Here is a 14697-nt window from a genome sequence, read left to right as displayed (position 1 = left end):
GAAAAATTCGATTTTTTTAGTTGTTTTTAAGGAGCTGGATTAGGCTGTAATTCTTGAATTGCATCTATTTTATTTAAAGTTTCAGAAGAAAGTTCTATGTGAATACTTGAAATATTTTCTTTTAATTGCTCTAATGTTGTGGCTCCAATAATATTAGCTGTTAAAAATTCACGCTGATTTACAAATGCTAAAGAAAGTTGTGTTAAACTAATCTCTAATTCTTTAGCTAATTCTGCATATTTTTCAGTCAAAAAAATAGATTGTTTACTACTATATCTATTGTATTGTGGAAATAATTTTATACGAGAATTATTGGGCATTTTTCCGTTTAAATATTTCCCTGAAAGTGTTCCAAAACCTAATGGAGAATACGCTAATAAACCAATATTTTCTCGCATTGCAACCTCAGCTAAATTAATTTCAAATAACCTATTTAATAAAGAATATGGATTTTGAATGGTTTTACAACGTGTTAAATTATTATTGTTACTTTCGGTTATCTGACGCATAACACCCCAAGAGGTCTCATTAGAAACACCGTAATGACGTATTTTTCCTTCTTTCACATATTTATTTAAAGTTTCAATAACTTCTTTAAAATTATCTTCCCATTTTTCATCGGTTTTGTGAACATAATTTCTTTTTCCAAAAAAATTTGCATTGCGTTCGGGCCAATGCAATTGATACAAATCTATATAATCGGTTTGTAATCTTTTTAAACTTTTTGTTAGAGCATCTTCAATGGCATTTTTAGAAAAACCAAGGTTTTCTCTTATATAATTAAAAGAATCATTGGGTCCAACAACTTTAGAAGCAACTACTAAATCTTCTCTCTTTTGATTTTTTAACCACGCTCCAATATACCGTTCTGTATTTCCTTGTGTTACAGCTTGCGCAGGTACCGAATACATTTCTGCAGTATCAATAAAATTTACACCTTGTTCTACTGCATAATTTAGTTGTTCATGAGCTTGTTTTTCGGTGTTTTGCTGACCGAAAGTCATAGTTCCCAAACAAATTTTACTAACTTTTATATCGGTATTTGGAATTTTGGTGTATTTCATGTTTTTAGTTTAAAGAGTTAAAAGTTCAAAAGTTGGTTTCAAACTTAAAGAAAATAATAATTTTAAATGGTTTAAGTGTGTAAAAGTTGATTGGTGAAATAGAGAAAAATAACGAAATAAAAAAACCACTTTCAAAATAGAAAATGGTTTTTTAAGTATTGTGAGATGCTGAAACAAGTTCAGCATGGCGGTTTATTTATTTTAATATTGCTTCAATACCTGGTAATGTTTTTCCTTCAAGGCTTTCTAACATTGCTCCACCACCTGTAGAAACATAACTTACTTTATCTGCAAAACCAAATTGTTTTACAGCTGCCACAGAATCTCCCCCACCTACAAGTGAGAATGTTCCGTTTTTAGTTGCTTCTGCAATAGAGTTTCCAAGTGCAATTGTTCCACCAGCAAAACTTTCCATTTCAAAAACACCTAATGGACCATTCCAAAGGATTGTTTTAGATTCTTTTACAATTTTGTCAAAAATTTCTCTTGTTTTTGGACCAGCATCTACACCTTCCCAACCATCAGGAATGTTATAAATATCACAAACTTGTGTATTTGCGTCGTTGCTAAAGTCATCAGCAACAATTACATCAACTGGAATATGAACTTGTACACCTTTTGCTTTAGCTTGTGCTAAAATTTCAAGTGCTAATTCTTGTTTATCATCTTCACAAATAGAATCTCCAATTTTACCTCCTTGTGCTTTAATAAAAGTAAAGCCCATACCACCACCTATAATTAAGTGGTCTACTTTATCTAAAATATTTTCAATAACTGTAATTTTTGAAGACACTTTTGCACCTCCTAAAATAGCTAAAACTGGTTTTTCACCTTCTTCTAATATTTTTTTAAGACTTATAATTTCTTGTGCTAATAAAGCTCCAAAGCATTTTGCTTCAGGAAAAAACTGAGCAACTATTGTTGTAGAAGCGTGAGCTCTGTGTGCTGTTCCAAAAGCATCGTTTACGTAAACATCTCCTAATTTAGAAAGTTGTTTAGCAAAATCGACATCACCAGCCTTTTCTTCATTATGAAAACGTAAATTTTCTAACAACAAAACTTCACCCATATTTAATTCAGCTGCTGCTTTTTCAGCAACTTCACCTACACAATTTGAAGCAAATTTTATTTGAACTCCAATAATTTCAGAAACTTTATCTACAATATGCTTTAAAGAAAATTTGTCTTCAACTCCTTTTGGACGTCCTAAATGCGACATTAAAACTACCGCTCCACCATCTTCTAAAACTTTTATAATAGTTGGTTTTGCCGCTTCAATTCTTGTTGCATCTGTTACGTTAAAATCTTCATCTAACGGTACATTAAAGTCAACACGTATTAACGCTTTTTTTCCTTCAAAATTAATATCTTGTATTGTTTTCATGTGTATTTTTTATTTTTTTAACGGTCACCTGCTGTTCGCTATTTATAATTTTGTTGCGTGATAAGCCTTTTAGCCTGCTCGGTTAATTTTTATATAAATTATTAGTTGTACAAATATAACTCAATTTAGACTAAAGATTGCACTTTTTTACGAAACCGATTTCATTTTTTTTAATTAAAAGATTTAAGTTTGAAAGATTGCAATACTTAATTAATTTAAAAATTAAAAAAAAGTTTTACTTTCGCTCTAATGAATTTTTCTGAAATATTAGGTCAAGAACATTTAAAAAACCATTTAGTAAAATCTACTGATAATGGTAGGATTTCTCATGCACAATTATTTGTAGGTAAAGAAGGCACAGGTGTTTTAGCAATAGCCATTGCTTATGCACAATATATTTTAGTTTCTTCTAGCACAAACCCAGAAACTACAACTGTTAAATGTGAAAAATTAATGCATCCCGATTTGCATTTTGCTTTTCCGGTTGCTACAAACGATCGCATTAAAAGTAAACCAATAAGTAATGATTTTTTAGAAGAATGGCGCGAGTTTGTTAAACAGAAACCCTACGGAAATTTATTTGAATGGTTACAATCTATTGGTGTAGAAAACAAACAAGGCCAAATTGGTGTTGATGAAGCCGAACAAATTGTAAAATCATTAACCTTAAAAAGTTATGAAGGTGGTTATAAAGTAATGATTATTTGGATGGCTGAAAAAATGAATACTTCTGCCTCTAATAAATTGTTAAAATTATTAGAAGAACCACCAGAAAAAACAGTTTTTTTATTAGTTGCTGAAGATGAACAACAAATAATTACAACCATAAAATCGCGTTGTCAAATATTGCATTTTCCATTATTACCTAATGAAGCCATTGAAAAAGGATTGATAGAAAAAGAAGGTGTAGAACCATCTCTAGCTGCACAAATTGCCTACCAATCTGATGGTAATTTTAATAAAGCCTTGCATTTATTACATAACGATAATGCAGACGAGCAGTTTGAACAATGGTTTATAACTTGGATTAGAGCTGCCTTTAAAGCAAAAGGAAATGCTGCCGTAATTCAAAATTTAATTAGTTGGAGCGAAACCATTGCAAAAAGCGGTAGAGAAACCCAAAAACGATTTTTAAATTATTGTTTGCAGTTTTTTAGACAAGCCATGTTATTAAATTATAGCGCAGATACTTTGGTCTTTTTAGAACCAAAAACTCCCGGTTTTAAATTAGAAAATTTTGCACCTTTTATTCACAGTGGAAATATTTTAGATATTACCAATGAATTAAATGATGCCATTTACCATATAGAGCGTAATGGAAACGCTAAAATTATATTGTTAGATTTATCAATAAAACTAACACGCCTTTTACATACTAAAGAAACCACTTAATTATGTCTATTTTTAATGCTAATTCAGCTGTAATTTTAGTGTTGTTATTCTTTATAATAACCTTTTTTTTATCGGTTATTGAAAAAATAGCTGATTGGAAAAATACTATTGCTTATTATACCAATCATTTTAAAAATACCATACTTTATAAAATGATTCCTGTAGTAATGATTCAGGTTTTAATATTTGAAATTGCTGCAGTTATTTTATTGTGTATTGGACTTTATTTTTTAGTTTTAGAAGACACTATTGCTATTGCTAAAATTAGTTTGGAAGTTTCTGCTATTATATTGTTACAATTTTTAATAGGACAACGTTTGGCTAAAGATTATGCAGGCGCTATGAACATAACAGTGTACTTTATTTTAACTATTATTGGAATTTTTTTATTAACTTAAATTATTGATTATGAAATTATTAGGAATAGGTTCTCGTATTAAACATACCGAATTTGGTTTAGGAGTAGTTACCAACGTAACCTCAAAACATTATTGGGTTACTTTTATAGAAAACGGATTGGAAACTATTGATTTAAATAGCGATTTTGAAGTTATTGAAAGTGTTGAAGATGAAGTGGATACTATCAGTTTTTACGAAGTTGAAAACACACTTAGAAATATGCTAAAACAATGGTCAGATATTTCTGAAATTGTTCCAATTGCAGACCGTTGGAAAGGTGGAAAGCTAATTTTAGAACCAAAAGACACCAATTTAGCAAGTAAAGAAATTCCGATTGATACCTTTTTTCATAAAATTGTAATGGTTAGAGATCGCGTTAGAGTAATGGAGCAAAAAATAAATTCTAGCAAATTATTAGACGATCAAGAAAAAGTTGATTTACAACAATATATTACTCGTGTTTATGGAAGTTTAACCACTTTTAATGTGTTATTTAAAATAAAAGAACATCAGTTTTCTGGAGCTAAAAGTAAATAGTAAACCTTTTTTTAATAGGTGATATAAACCAGTGAAAATATTGAAATAAAGATCCACAAGCTTAAGGCTAATACTATTGGTTTTAGTCCTGTGGATTTTAAGTCTGTTATTGAAATTGTTGAACCTACAAGAAACAACGTTAATACCAATAATCTTTTAGAAAAAAACACAATTTCACTTGTTATTAAAATTGGAAGTAACTGGTAACTATTTATAAAAATAGCAAGTATAAATAACAAAATAAAATATGGAATTTTAATTTTTTCGCCTTTAGTTTTAAAAATAAACATTGAAACAATAGACAAGGGTATAATCCATAATGTTCTAGATAGTTTTACGGTTGTAGCAATTCTTAAAGCCTCTTCTCCATAACCCATTGCTGCACCAACAACCGAACTGGTATCGTGTATAGCAATGGCACACCATAAACCAAACTGCTCTTGAGATAGATTTAATAAGTGTCCAATTGCAGGAAAAACAAACAACGCAATAGAATTTAATAAAAATACAATTCCTAAAGCAATACTAATAGATTTGCTATTTGCTTTTATTACTGGTGAAATTGCAGCAATAGCACTTCCGCCACAAATAGAAGTTCCAGAGGTAATTAAATGTCCTAATTTTTTATCTAATTTAAATACTTTAGTAAGTAACAAACCTAAACTTACCGTTAAAATAATTGAAAAAAAAGTTAGACTAAAACCTTGTTTACTGGTTGCAAGTGTTTCTTTTATTAACATTCCAAAACCTAAACCCACAACTGCAATTTTTAAAAAATGATGAATTGCTTTATGACTCTTTGATATAAAAGGATTCTTAAAAATAAGCGCAAATAAAAATCCAAGTAGTAATGCTGTAGGACTATTAATTGTTCCAAATAGAATAAAAATTGCTGTTAATAAGAAAATAATTTTTGTTAATCTAACTTTCATATCGGTAATATTTATCGATACAAAACTAGCTACATAGAATAACTTTTTAGCAAATTAATTTATTGTTTGATATAACTAAAAGTTATAGATATTTAACGTATACTTTTCAAAATAATCCATTAAATTAGATTGATACCCGGTTCTAGAAACAAAATAAAACCATCGTTCAATATTTAAATCTTTAACATCTATAATTTTAAGCTTGTTATTTATTAACTCTTCTGAGATGGCATGAATTGACATAAATGCATAATTATCCGAATTAAAAAGGTAATTTTTAATAGCTTCGGTACTATTTAAGGTTACAACGGTATTCAGTTTTTTAATTTGATGCTTGTTCAAATATTCGAAAATAATTTCTTTTGTTCCAGAACCCATTTCGCGCAAAATAATAGGAATTTCTTGCAGTTCTTTTAAACTAATAACATCTTTTTTAAAAGCATTATTTTTAACATTTGTAACCAATACAATTTCATCTTTAATAAACTCTTTAAATTGCAGTTTACGGTTGGTGTTTTTACCTTCAATTATTCCAAAGTTTAATTTTTGATTTAAAATTAGGTCTTCAACATCATCAGAATTTCCACTGGTAATTTCAAATTTAATTTTTGGAAATTGCGTTCTAAATTTTGCAATTACCTTTGGAATAATATAGTTTGCTACTGTTGTACTTACACCAAAATTTATTATGTTTGGAAAGGTTTTATTTTGATGCAAAAACTGATGTTTCATAGCTGCATAAATCTCTAAAATTTTATTCACATAAATTAAAAATGCTTTTCCTTCACTAGTTAATTCTATGGAGTTTCTTTTTCTTAAAAATAAGGTAATTTTATAGGTTTCTTCTAAATTTCGTATTGTTTTAGAAACTGCAGGTTGCGATAAAAATAACTGTTCCGAAGCTTTTGTAAAACTTAAATGATTGGCAACAACTTTAAAAATATGCAACTTGGTTTTCATTAACTTATAGGTAACTTAATTGGCGAAATTATTTTAGTTTATTTGATATTCTTTTTTTGAAAAACTGTCTTTCCAGTTACAGCAATTACAGCACCAATACCTATCAAAATTCCTGAGATAAAAGAACCTAAATCGTTATTAACTGTTTTCATTATTACTATTCCTATAATTAATAATACAATTCCTAAAACTCTATATTTATTCATTATTTTAAACTTAATTATTTAACTAGTTATCTTCTTTTAAATATGCTTCTAATATTGGTTGTGCTTTTTCAAAATCCATTGCACGAATTTTAAATCTAACTGCGCTAGTAGTTCCACCAACAAATCCGGCAAGGTTTCCAGAATTAAAATCGTTTTGAACTATTCCAAATACATCAATTGATTCTAAGCGTTTTTTTAGACCCATTATCATAATTTCTGAGCCTGTATAAAAATCTATAAATGCTTCATTATTTTCCATAATATTTATTTTTAAAAAATAGATAATTGTGTTTTAGTTGTAAATTGTTCTAAAAATTTCATTCCTTTTTTAGAATTTCCTTTTTTATTTAACCTAGGACTCCAAACCGCAATACTATATTGATTTGGATGAATGGCAACAATTCCACCTCCAACACCACTTTTACCTGGTAAACCTACTTTAAAAGCAAACTCACCAGCTTCATCGTAAAAACCACACAATTGCATAATAGCATTTATACGTTTAGACTTACTTTCTGAAATTATTTTTTTATTTGTAATTGGATCTATACCATCTGTAGTTAAAAATAAAAATGTGCGCGAAAGCTCTTTACAAGTCATTTCAATAGAGCATAAATTATAATAAAAATCCATAACTACATCAATATCATTTTTAATATTGTTAAAAGATTTCATTAAGTTTACAAGTGCAACATTTTTATAACCTGTTTGCTTTTCAGACTCAACAATTCTAGAACAAAAATCTATTAATGGATTTCCTGATAGTGCTCTTATAAAATTTAAAAATTCTATTTTTGGGTCTTTAAAATGACTGATTAAAATATCGCAAATTACTATTGCTCCAGCATTTATTAATGGATTTCGAGGTATGCCTTTATCCAACTCTAACTGCACTAAAGAGTTAAATGCAGTTCCCGAAGGCTCAACTCCTAAACGCTTCCAAATCTTTTCACCTATTTTATCATAAGCTATTGTTAAGGCCAATACTTTTGCAATACTTTGTATAGAAAATTTTTCATTCGAATCTCCAATACTAAAATGTTGATTGTCTGTAGTGGTAATATGTACACCAAATTTATTAGGATCTACTTTGGCAAGTTCAGGAATATAAGAAGCTACTTCTCCTTCCTTTTTTAACTTATCTAAATTATTATATATTTTGAATATAATGTTATTATAATCCATTTTTTAATTTAATTTTTGTTTGGTTTCTATTGAATTAATTTAAGAAAAATAGGTATTTTTATTGTTTAATTAGTAGCACTAAACATTGAATTTTATTCTCAATTAATTAAAAAATAATTCAATTTATTTATAAAATTGAATTGGATTTAAAAGTATAAAATATTAATGAATAAATTCCGTATATTTAACAATTATGATAAAAGACACAAAACTAGCCGTACTAATTGATGGTGATAATATTCCTTCAAAATATATTAAAGAAATGATGCAGGAAATTACCAAATATGGTACACCCACCGTAAAACGTATTTATGGCGATTGGACCAAACCTCAACTTGCTAAATGGAAAGTTATTTTATTAGAAAATGCAATAACTCCAATTCAACAATATGGCTATACTACAGGTAAAAATGCTACAGATTCTGCAATGATTATTGATGCAATGGATATTTTATATTCAGAAAAAGTAGATGGTTTTTGCTTGGTTTCTTCAGATAGCGATTTTACTAAATTAGCGACCAGATTAAGAGAAGAAGGCCTTGTTGTTTATGGTATTGGCGAAAAGAAAACACCAGATCCGTTTATTGTTGCTTGTGATAAATTTATTTATTTAGAAATATTAGATACAAGTGAAGACGAAACCGAAAACGGTAAAACAACACAGAAAAAAGCGAGTATCGATAAAATTACACCAAAAATAATTAGGCTTTTAAGAAACTCTGTAGATGACACAGCTGATGATGATGGTTGGGCTTTTATGGGTGATGTTGGTTCACTTATTATAAAAAAACAACCCAATTTTGATGCGCGTAATTTTGGTTTTGAAAAGCTAACGCCTTTGTTTAAATCTTTACCTCAATTTGAAATTGAACAGCGTGAAAAAACTAGCGGACGTTTTAAACTTATTTATGTTAGAAATAAAAAGAGAAATTAGCATTATTTATAAAATAAATATACATTTTTGTTAAACATAGTGGGGATGTAGCTCATCTGGCTAGAGCGCTTGACTGGCAGTCAAGAGGTAGTGGGTTCGACTCCCATCTTCTCCACCAACAACAGTAAGGCGTTCAATAAATTGAAGGCCTTTTTTATTTTATTGTTTGCAGAAAATTAGCCTACTATTTTTAATTTTAGCTATTAAAACACAGGACAAAACTATAAATAATTAAATCCTCTGTTTTTTAAATTACTTACTTTTAAAAAAGTGTATTCATACTTTTAAATGTTTTTACCATTTCTAAAGCAGATTTATGTGATCTTCCAGCTGCTTTTTCAAAATCGGAAGGAACATCATTTGCTCCATTTTTTATTCCTTCATAAATTCCAGCAATAATAGTTCCCATAAATTCTCCTAAATCTGACTTTCTTTCTATTGCATAATCTTTAACTGAAACCGAATTATAAACTAAATTAGTAGTATAAACTTTATTAATGCTTTCTGCTAACTCAGTTTGACTTATTCCTTCTCCAACTAAATTATAAGTATTCCCATTATGTTTATCTTCTAAAAGCATCTTTGCATAAGCATAACCAAGTTCTTCTCTGCTTGTGTATGTACATTTTCCGTCAGAAGCACAATTTCTAATTTCACCTTCTTTTATATAGGTATCTAAATATTCTAAATCTGGTTCAATGTAAATTCCATTTCTACCAATAACCCATTTTAAACCGGAATTTCTAATGTCTTTTTCAGTTTGCCTATTGGTTTGTACAATTGGACTAAAAGCATTATTTTCTTCTGCTCCAATTATGCTAGTGTATACTATTTTTTTAACACCATTATTTTTCGCTGCTTCAATTACATTTCTATGTTGTATAATTCTCTTTTGTGGTTCATCCATTCCAGAAACCAAAAGAACTGCATCAACACCCTTTAAGGCTACATCAAAATCTTGTTTATTATTATAATCTCCTTTTATAATTTCTACTCCTAAATATGTTGCTTTTTCAGGTGTGCGGGCAATACCTATAACTTGCTCTTTTCCTATTTCATCAATTAAGTGTCTTACAATTGAAGCTCCTAATTTTCCACTGGTTGATGTTACTGCTATTTTCATACTATTTTATTAAATGTTATTTTATAGTTACAAATGTGCGAATGATACTTATTAATTTATAGATACATCTTAGTAAAAAAATGGTGAAAATGAGCTGCTTTTATTTTAGTGTTTAAATTTTGATGTTCGTGTAAAAATATAATCTGCAAAGTATTTTTTACTATCCATTATTTTAGTATCAATTATAAAGTTGGTATTTGAAATAATTTCTTGAATAATAATATTGTTATATTTTCTTGAAATTTCAGTATGAATTTTTTCTCCTTCACTAAAATTAAAAGATTTATTTATTGCTTTTATTTCTACTGTTTGATTTGTTGTACTAATTATAAAACTTTTTGCAATTCCTTCTTTATCAGTATATTCAGGTAAGTGTTTAAAGTTATTTAAATTAAAATTACCTCTTAATTCTCGATTAATTCTATGCAATAAATTAAGATTAAATTTTGCTGTAATTCCTTTGCTATCATTATATGCAGGTAATACAATTTCTTTAGGTTTTATTAAATCAACTCCTAACAACAATTTATCATCTTCTTGTAAATTTTCACTAAGATTGTAAATAAATTTTGAAGCCTGTACATCTGTCATATTTCCAATATTAGAACCTAAAAAAAGAACTATTTTTGGGTTTTTACTCTTTTTTAAAGAATGTAAAATTTCAAAATAATCACCTTGTTGGGTTTTTACAGATAAATTTGGAATCTCTTTTTTTAAATCTTTTTCTAGAAGATCTAACGCGTTTTTAGAAATATCAATAGGAAAAAAATCGAATTTAAAATTCTGTGCATCTAGTTCTTTTAGTAGCTCTTTAGTTTTTAATCCATCACCTGCACCAAGTTCTATTAATTCAAAATATGTATCTGTTTTTAAGTTAAAAGAATCTATTAATTGTTGCGTTTTATTTTTAAATATATCTAACTCACTTCGTGTTAAATAATATTCTGGTAAATTCATTATTTCTACAAATAGTGCATCTCCCGTTTTATCATAAAAGTATTTAGATGGAAGCGTTTTAGGACTTGCTTCTAAACCTTCTTTTATTTCTTTCTTAAAAATTTCAGTCATACTTATTTAGCTAATCGTATTCCTGTATATTGCCATCTTTCTGTTGGTCCAAAAAAGTTACGATATGTAGACCTACTATGTTTTTTTGAAGTTGCTACTGAAGCTCCTTTTAACACAATTTTATTACTCATAAATTTACCATTGTATTCTCCAACCGCTCCATTTTCTTTTTTAAAATTTGGGTATGGTAAATAAGCACTGTTTGTCCATTCCCAACGTTTTCCCCAATTTAACTGTTTAGAAGCAATTTCCCATTCAAACTCAGTAGGTAATCGCATACCTTTCCATTCGGCAAAAGCATTCGCTTCATAATAATTAATATGACTTAAAATTGCTTTTTTATCTACTTTTTGCAATCCTGCAAGAGTATAATAATGCCATTCTCCTTTAATTTTATGCCAATACATTGGTGAATTTATGTTGTTAATATTTACCCAAGTCCACCCCTCATCTAACCAAAGATTAAAATCGGCATAAGCACCAGATTCTATAAAATCTATAAAATCTCCATTGGTAACTAAGTAATTATTTATTTCAAAATCTGCTACATAAACTTTGTGAACTCCCAATTCATTATCATAACAAAAGTCGTTTCCTTTATGTCCAATTTCATAAACTCCCTCTTTTATTTTTATGTTTTCGAAAGATTTATTTTTATCTTTTACCAAATTAAATTTATTATTAAACATAGGAAAAATAGGATTGTGTCCAAACATATATTTTACATCAGTAATTAATAATTCTTGATGTTGCTGCTCGTGATTTAGACCAAGAGTTACTAAATCAATAATTTTTTTATCAGAAACATTTTGTAAAAATTCTTGTATTTTAGTATCTACATATGCTCTATATTCAAAAATTTCATCAGTAGTTGGTCTAGACATATTACCTCTGTTAGCTTGTAAAATTCTATCACCAGCATTGTTATAATAACTATTAAAAAGAAAGTTAAAATTAGAATTAAATTCGGTATAATTTTCTATATAATTTTTCAAAATAAAAGTTTCAAAAAACCAAGTGGTATGCGCCAAATGCCATTTTGGTGGACTAGCAAATTTAACAACCTGTATGGCATAGTCTTCAATATGTAAATGACTACAAAACTCAGTCGTTTCTTGCCGTATTTGTTTGTATTTTTGATTTATATTCATTTTATTCTAATCCTTTTTTATTTGGATTCCAAAATGGCTTGGTTTTAATTTGTTTGGTACTCCAATTTAATTCTTTTTTAAAGTATTGATTTAGCGCAATACAAACTCTACTATCGCCAGCAATATAAACCTTTTTATTTCCCTTCATTTTAGGTATAATATCTTTAACTAAATTCAATATTTCGGTAGTAGTATTCTGTTCTAAGCTATAGAAGTTAAATGGTGTAGAGTTATCTATATCTTTAAATAGATTAGTAGCTTTTTCACTATAAATTAAGCTTTCTATTTGTTTATTTTTTGATAAATTTCTATTTAAAATATATAAATGAGATAAGGCAGATAAATCTCCAATCATTAAATAACTTGTTGCGGTTTCATCTACTAAAAAATTTCCTTTTTTCCATTTAAAATACACACTATCTCCTTCTTTACAGTTTGTAACCCATTGCGCCCCAATCCCTTTACTTTCTGTTGCAATAGCTATATCTAAGTACCCTTCTGTTTTATTAATATTCCAAACACTATAACTTCTAACTTTATCTTTAAAAGAAATAGTGTCATTACCAATTCCAATACCTAACCTTAAAAAATAACCAGGTGTAAATTCTGCAGTTTTTATACTTTCGCTTTTAAGCCGAATTTTATAAACTAATGCTGAAATTTGTTCTTTTTTTTCTATGATTGCTTTATCTAAAACAACCTTTTTTAATATATTTTCAAGTAAACTCATAGTTATAATTAAATTATTACTTTTTCAAAAGTCATATTTATAACTAATCTGTAAAAGGTAAATCTTCTATTAAAAATGGTAAATATGAGAATTTTAAATTACATAATGCTTTAATTTTTATGATACCATAATGCTACTTTACATTATTTTTTTCCAATTCGTATGCATAAGAAAGGTAATAATTTCTAGCAGGCGCATTTATTTGTTGTGCAGCTATACTTCTTAACAATTGAATTTTAATTTCTGTGATTTTTGTTATTTTATAATCTGTTTGAAGTAGATAATCTGCTAATTGTAAACCCCATTGGTAATCACCATTTTTAACCGTATTATTTAAATGCTCTAAAACTTTTTCTTTACCACCTGCAAGTTCAACTATATGCTTTGCTTCTTTTGCTGAAGATAACGGATAAAGGTTTGTTGGGTTTCCATCAAACCAACCTACATAATGAAGAAATATAGAACGAACTCCCCAGGAAACTGAACCATAAAACTCTTGTAAATTAGGTTGATTTCTTAGAGAATCTGCCAATTTAACGCTTTCTACCGTTTGCTGAAGTGTATAACCTTTATTTAAAGCATCTATTGTTTGTTGGTAAACACTTAAAATAGCTGTTGAATAATTTTTAAGATTTTTATAAGCAATTGTTTTTCCAGATACTGGGCGTGTATGCCCTGGTATAATATGTTCTACTGGAAAAGTGCTCATTTTTTGAATTGATTCTCCCCAAGATTTAACATCTCTATATTGAGAACCTCTAATTGCATAAAGGTTAGGAAATGATTTGTAATAATTATCTCCTGTAAACAAAGATTCTTCGCTTGGTATCCAAACAAAAAGTTCATCATTTGTTTCTCCATTAGCTGCAAAAAGTTGAAAATCTATACCTGCTAAATTAACAAACAAAGAGTCATTAAGTGTAATATTTGGCTCAATATATCCCTTGCCAACTCTATCTTTTGACGTACTTCCAGGAGCAACACCTCTATTAATAATATCTTTAGCAGGTAAATCGCGTCCAAACTGTCGTCCATTACGTTTTTTTAAAATAGGTTCTACAGGAGATTTACCTTGTAATTCCTCTTTAAATCCAGCTCTCGCAATAATTTTTACATTTTTACTATCACCTATAAAAGCAGAAGTTCCACCGGTATGATCGTCATGTCCGTGTGTATAAATTACTGCCTTAACAGGTTTACTAGTTATTTCTCTAAATTTATTTGCTACAATTTCTGCAGCACCTAGTGCACGAAGCGCATCAATAATTACAACTCCGTCTTCACCAATAACCATTGATGTATTTGAACCATCATAACCAACGGCAACATATACATTTTCGTTTAATTTGATAATTTCTGGAGTAAATTCAGTACTTTGACCTTTTAATTTAGTAATATTTGGATGCTCTTGCTCTAATTTTTGTTCTTGAGTAATATTTTTTTCTGATGTATTTTCACATCCTTGCAAAATGATAACTGCCATTATTAATATACTAAATTTTAGAACTCTATTAAATTTTTTATTGACTGATACGTAAATATTTAACGTTTTATTCTTTCTTATTTTCATTTCTATTAATTTTCGATTCTAATTACCAACTTTCAGCTTTTTTAAAAGCTTTTTTTTTAGTC

The 14697-nt window shown here is 28.3% G+C and carries 16 protein-coding genes and 1 tRNA gene; 5 read left to right on the top strand and 12 right to left on the bottom strand.

Translation table 11 applies throughout. The features are described 5' to 3' along the window. Window positions 1-26 precede the first annotated feature (26 nt). Window positions 27-1064 carry an aldo/keto reductase gene (locus tag MKD41_RS12065; protein WP_240242542.1) on the bottom strand — a complete coding sequence of 346 codons (1038 nt, stop codon included), beginning with the start codon at window positions 1062-1064 and terminating at the stop codon, window positions 27-29. A gap of 196 nt (window positions 1065-1260) precedes the next feature. After that, window positions 1261-2448 carry a phosphoglycerate kinase gene (locus MKD41_RS12060; RefSeq protein WP_240242541.1) on the bottom strand — a complete coding sequence of 396 codons (1188 nt, stop codon included), beginning with the start codon at window positions 2446-2448 and terminating at the stop codon, window positions 1261-1263. A 249-nt stretch (window positions 2449-2697) separates the two neighbouring features. Between MKD41_RS12060 and MKD41_RS12055 the strand changes: the two genes are divergently transcribed. Genes MKD41_RS12055 through MKD41_RS12045 form a run of 3 tightly spaced genes read left to right on the top strand, consistent with a single transcriptional unit; the run spans window position 2698 to window position 4776 of the window. Next, on the top strand, window positions 2698-3840 hold the full coding sequence (locus MKD41_RS12055; RefSeq protein WP_240242540.1) for a DNA polymerase III subunit: 1143 nt from the start codon (window positions 2698-2700) through the stop codon (window positions 3838-3840). 2 nt (window positions 3841-3842) lie between these two features. Then, complete coding sequence (locus MKD41_RS12050) at window positions 3843-4238, top strand: DoxX family protein (protein WP_240242539.1); 396 nt, start codon at window positions 3843-3845, stop codon at window positions 4236-4238. 10 nt (window positions 4239-4248) lie between these two features. Continuing rightward, on the top strand, window positions 4249-4776 hold the full coding sequence (locus MKD41_RS12045) for a hypothetical protein (RefSeq protein ID WP_240242538.1): 528 nt from the start codon (window positions 4249-4251) through the stop codon (window positions 4774-4776). A gap of 11 nt (window positions 4777-4787) precedes the next feature. On the opposite strand, the gene MKD41_RS12040 is transcribed toward MKD41_RS12045, so the two are convergent. From MKD41_RS12040 to MKD41_RS12020, 5 genes are all read right to left on the bottom strand, one after another. Next, window positions 4788-5708 (bottom strand): YeiH family protein, encoded by a 921-nt coding sequence (locus MKD41_RS12040; RefSeq protein ID WP_240242537.1) that lies wholly within the window; start codon window positions 5706-5708, stop codon window positions 4788-4790. A gap of 75 nt (window positions 5709-5783) precedes the next feature. Beyond that, on the bottom strand, window positions 5784-6668 hold the full coding sequence (locus MKD41_RS12035) for a LysR substrate-binding domain-containing protein (protein ID WP_240242536.1): 885 nt from the start codon (window positions 6666-6668) through the stop codon (window positions 5784-5786). Between the two features lie 38 nt (window positions 6669-6706). Next, on the bottom strand, window positions 6707-6874 hold the full coding sequence (locus MKD41_RS12030; RefSeq protein WP_240242535.1) for a hypothetical protein: 168 nt from the start codon (window positions 6872-6874) through the stop codon (window positions 6707-6709). A 22-nt stretch (window positions 6875-6896) separates the two neighbouring features. Then, window positions 6897-7133 carry a hypothetical protein gene (locus tag MKD41_RS12025; protein WP_240242534.1) on the bottom strand — a complete coding sequence of 79 codons (237 nt, stop codon included), beginning with the start codon at window positions 7131-7133 and terminating at the stop codon, window positions 6897-6899. A gap of 11 nt (window positions 7134-7144) precedes the next feature. Beyond that, the gene (locus MKD41_RS12020) at window positions 7145-8059 is read right to left on the bottom strand and encodes a glutaminase (protein WP_240242533.1); all 915 of its coding nucleotides are present in this window, start codon (window positions 8057-8059) and stop codon (window positions 7145-7147) included. A 193-nt stretch (window positions 8060-8252) separates the two neighbouring features. On the opposite strand from MKD41_RS12020, the gene MKD41_RS12015 reads away from it, so the two are divergent. After that, the gene (locus MKD41_RS12015) at window positions 8253-8993 is read left to right on the top strand and encodes an NYN domain-containing protein (RefSeq protein WP_240242532.1); all 741 of its coding nucleotides are present in this window, start codon (window positions 8253-8255) and stop codon (window positions 8991-8993) included. A 41-nt stretch (window positions 8994-9034) separates the two neighbouring features. Continuing rightward, window positions 9035-9111: transfer RNA gene (locus tag MKD41_RS12010), tRNA-Ala, on the top strand. A 144-nt stretch (window positions 9112-9255) separates the two neighbouring features. On the opposite strand, the gene MKD41_RS12005 is transcribed toward MKD41_RS12010, so the two are convergent. From MKD41_RS12005 to MKD41_RS11985, 5 genes are all read right to left on the bottom strand, one after another. Beyond that, window positions 9256-10116 carry an SDR family oxidoreductase gene (locus MKD41_RS12005; protein WP_240242531.1) on the bottom strand — a complete coding sequence of 287 codons (861 nt, stop codon included), beginning with the start codon at window positions 10114-10116 and terminating at the stop codon, window positions 9256-9258. A gap of 105 nt (window positions 10117-10221) precedes the next feature. Beyond that, complete coding sequence (locus MKD41_RS12000) at window positions 10222-11184, bottom strand: L-histidine N(alpha)-methyltransferase (protein WP_240242530.1); 963 nt, start codon at window positions 11182-11184, stop codon at window positions 10222-10224. A gap of 2 nt (window positions 11185-11186) precedes the next feature. After that, the gene (gene egtB / locus MKD41_RS11995) at window positions 11187-12335 is read right to left on the bottom strand and encodes an ergothioneine biosynthesis protein EgtB (protein WP_240242529.1); all 1149 of its coding nucleotides are present in this window, start codon (window positions 12333-12335) and stop codon (window positions 11187-11189) included. 1 nt (window position 12336) lies between these two features. Continuing rightward, window positions 12337-13065, bottom strand: a complete 729-nt coding sequence (locus MKD41_RS11990) for an SIP domain-containing protein (protein ID WP_240242528.1) — start codon at window positions 13063-13065, stop codon at window positions 12337-12339. 133 nt (window positions 13066-13198) lie between these two features. Further along, window positions 13199-14548: an alkyl/aryl-sulfatase gene (locus MKD41_RS11985; protein WP_240242527.1), complete on the bottom strand. Its 1350-nt coding sequence runs from the start codon at window positions 14546-14548 to the stop codon at window positions 13199-13201. Window positions 14549-14697 lie beyond the last annotated feature (149 nt).

Source organism: Lutibacter sp. A64, assembly GCF_022429565.1.
Lineage (GTDB): Bacteria > Bacteroidota > Bacteroidia > Flavobacteriales > Flavobacteriaceae > Lutibacter.
This window is presented reverse-complemented; position numbering and strand designations above follow the sequence as displayed.

Excerpts from the sequence above, each read along its gene's own strand:
- MKD41_RS12025 (WP_240242534.1), bottom strand. The coding sequence starts at position 7,133 with ATGGAAAATAATGAAGCATTTATAGATTTTTATACAGGCTCAGAAATT.
- MKD41_RS12035 (WP_240242536.1), bottom strand. The coding sequence starts at position 6,668 with ATGAAAACCAAGTTGCATATTTTTAAAGTTGTTGCCAATCATTTAAGT.
- MKD41_RS12065 (WP_240242542.1), bottom strand. The coding sequence starts at position 1,064 with ATGAAATACACCAAAATTCCAAATACCGATATAAAAGTTAGTAAAATT.
- MKD41_RS12000 (WP_240242530.1), bottom strand. The coding sequence starts at position 11,184 with ATGACTGAAATTTTTAAGAAAGAAATAAAAGAAGGTTTAGAAGCAAGT.
- MKD41_RS12030 (WP_240242535.1), bottom strand. The coding sequence starts at position 6,874 with ATGAATAAATATAGAGTTTTAGGAATTGTATTATTAATTATAGGAATA.
- MKD41_RS12055 (WP_240242540.1), top strand. The coding sequence starts at position 2,698 with ATGAATTTTTCTGAAATATTAGGTCAAGAACATTTAAAAAACCATTTA.
- MKD41_RS12045 (WP_240242538.1), top strand. The coding sequence starts at position 4,249 with ATGAAATTATTAGGAATAGGTTCTCGTATTAAACATACCGAATTTGGT.
- MKD41_RS12015 (WP_240242532.1), top strand. The coding sequence starts at position 8,253 with ATGATAAAAGACACAAAACTAGCCGTACTAATTGATGGTGATAATATT.
- MKD41_RS11985 (WP_240242527.1), bottom strand. The coding sequence starts at position 14,548 with ATGGCAGTTATCATTTTGCAAGGATGTGAAAATACATCAGAAAAAAAT.
- egtB (WP_240242529.1), bottom strand. The coding sequence starts at position 12,335 with ATGAATATAAATCAAAAATACAAACAAATACGGCAAGAAACGACTGAG.
- MKD41_RS12060 (WP_240242541.1), bottom strand. The coding sequence starts at position 2,448 with ATGAAAACAATACAAGATATTAATTTTGAAGGAAAAAAAGCGTTAATA.
- MKD41_RS11990 (WP_240242528.1), bottom strand. The coding sequence starts at position 13,065 with ATGAGTTTACTTGAAAATATATTAAAAAAGGTTGTTTTAGATAAAGCA.
- MKD41_RS12040 (WP_240242537.1), bottom strand. The coding sequence starts at position 5,708 with ATGAAAGTTAGATTAACAAAAATTATTTTCTTATTAACAGCAATTTTT.
- MKD41_RS12020 (WP_240242533.1), bottom strand. The coding sequence starts at position 8,059 with ATGGATTATAATAACATTATATTCAAAATATATAATAATTTAGATAAG.
- MKD41_RS12050 (WP_240242539.1), top strand. The coding sequence starts at position 3,843 with ATGTCTATTTTTAATGCTAATTCAGCTGTAATTTTAGTGTTGTTATTC.
- MKD41_RS12005 (WP_240242531.1), bottom strand. The coding sequence starts at position 10,116 with ATGAAAATAGCAGTAACATCAACCAGTGGAAAATTAGGAGCTTCAATT.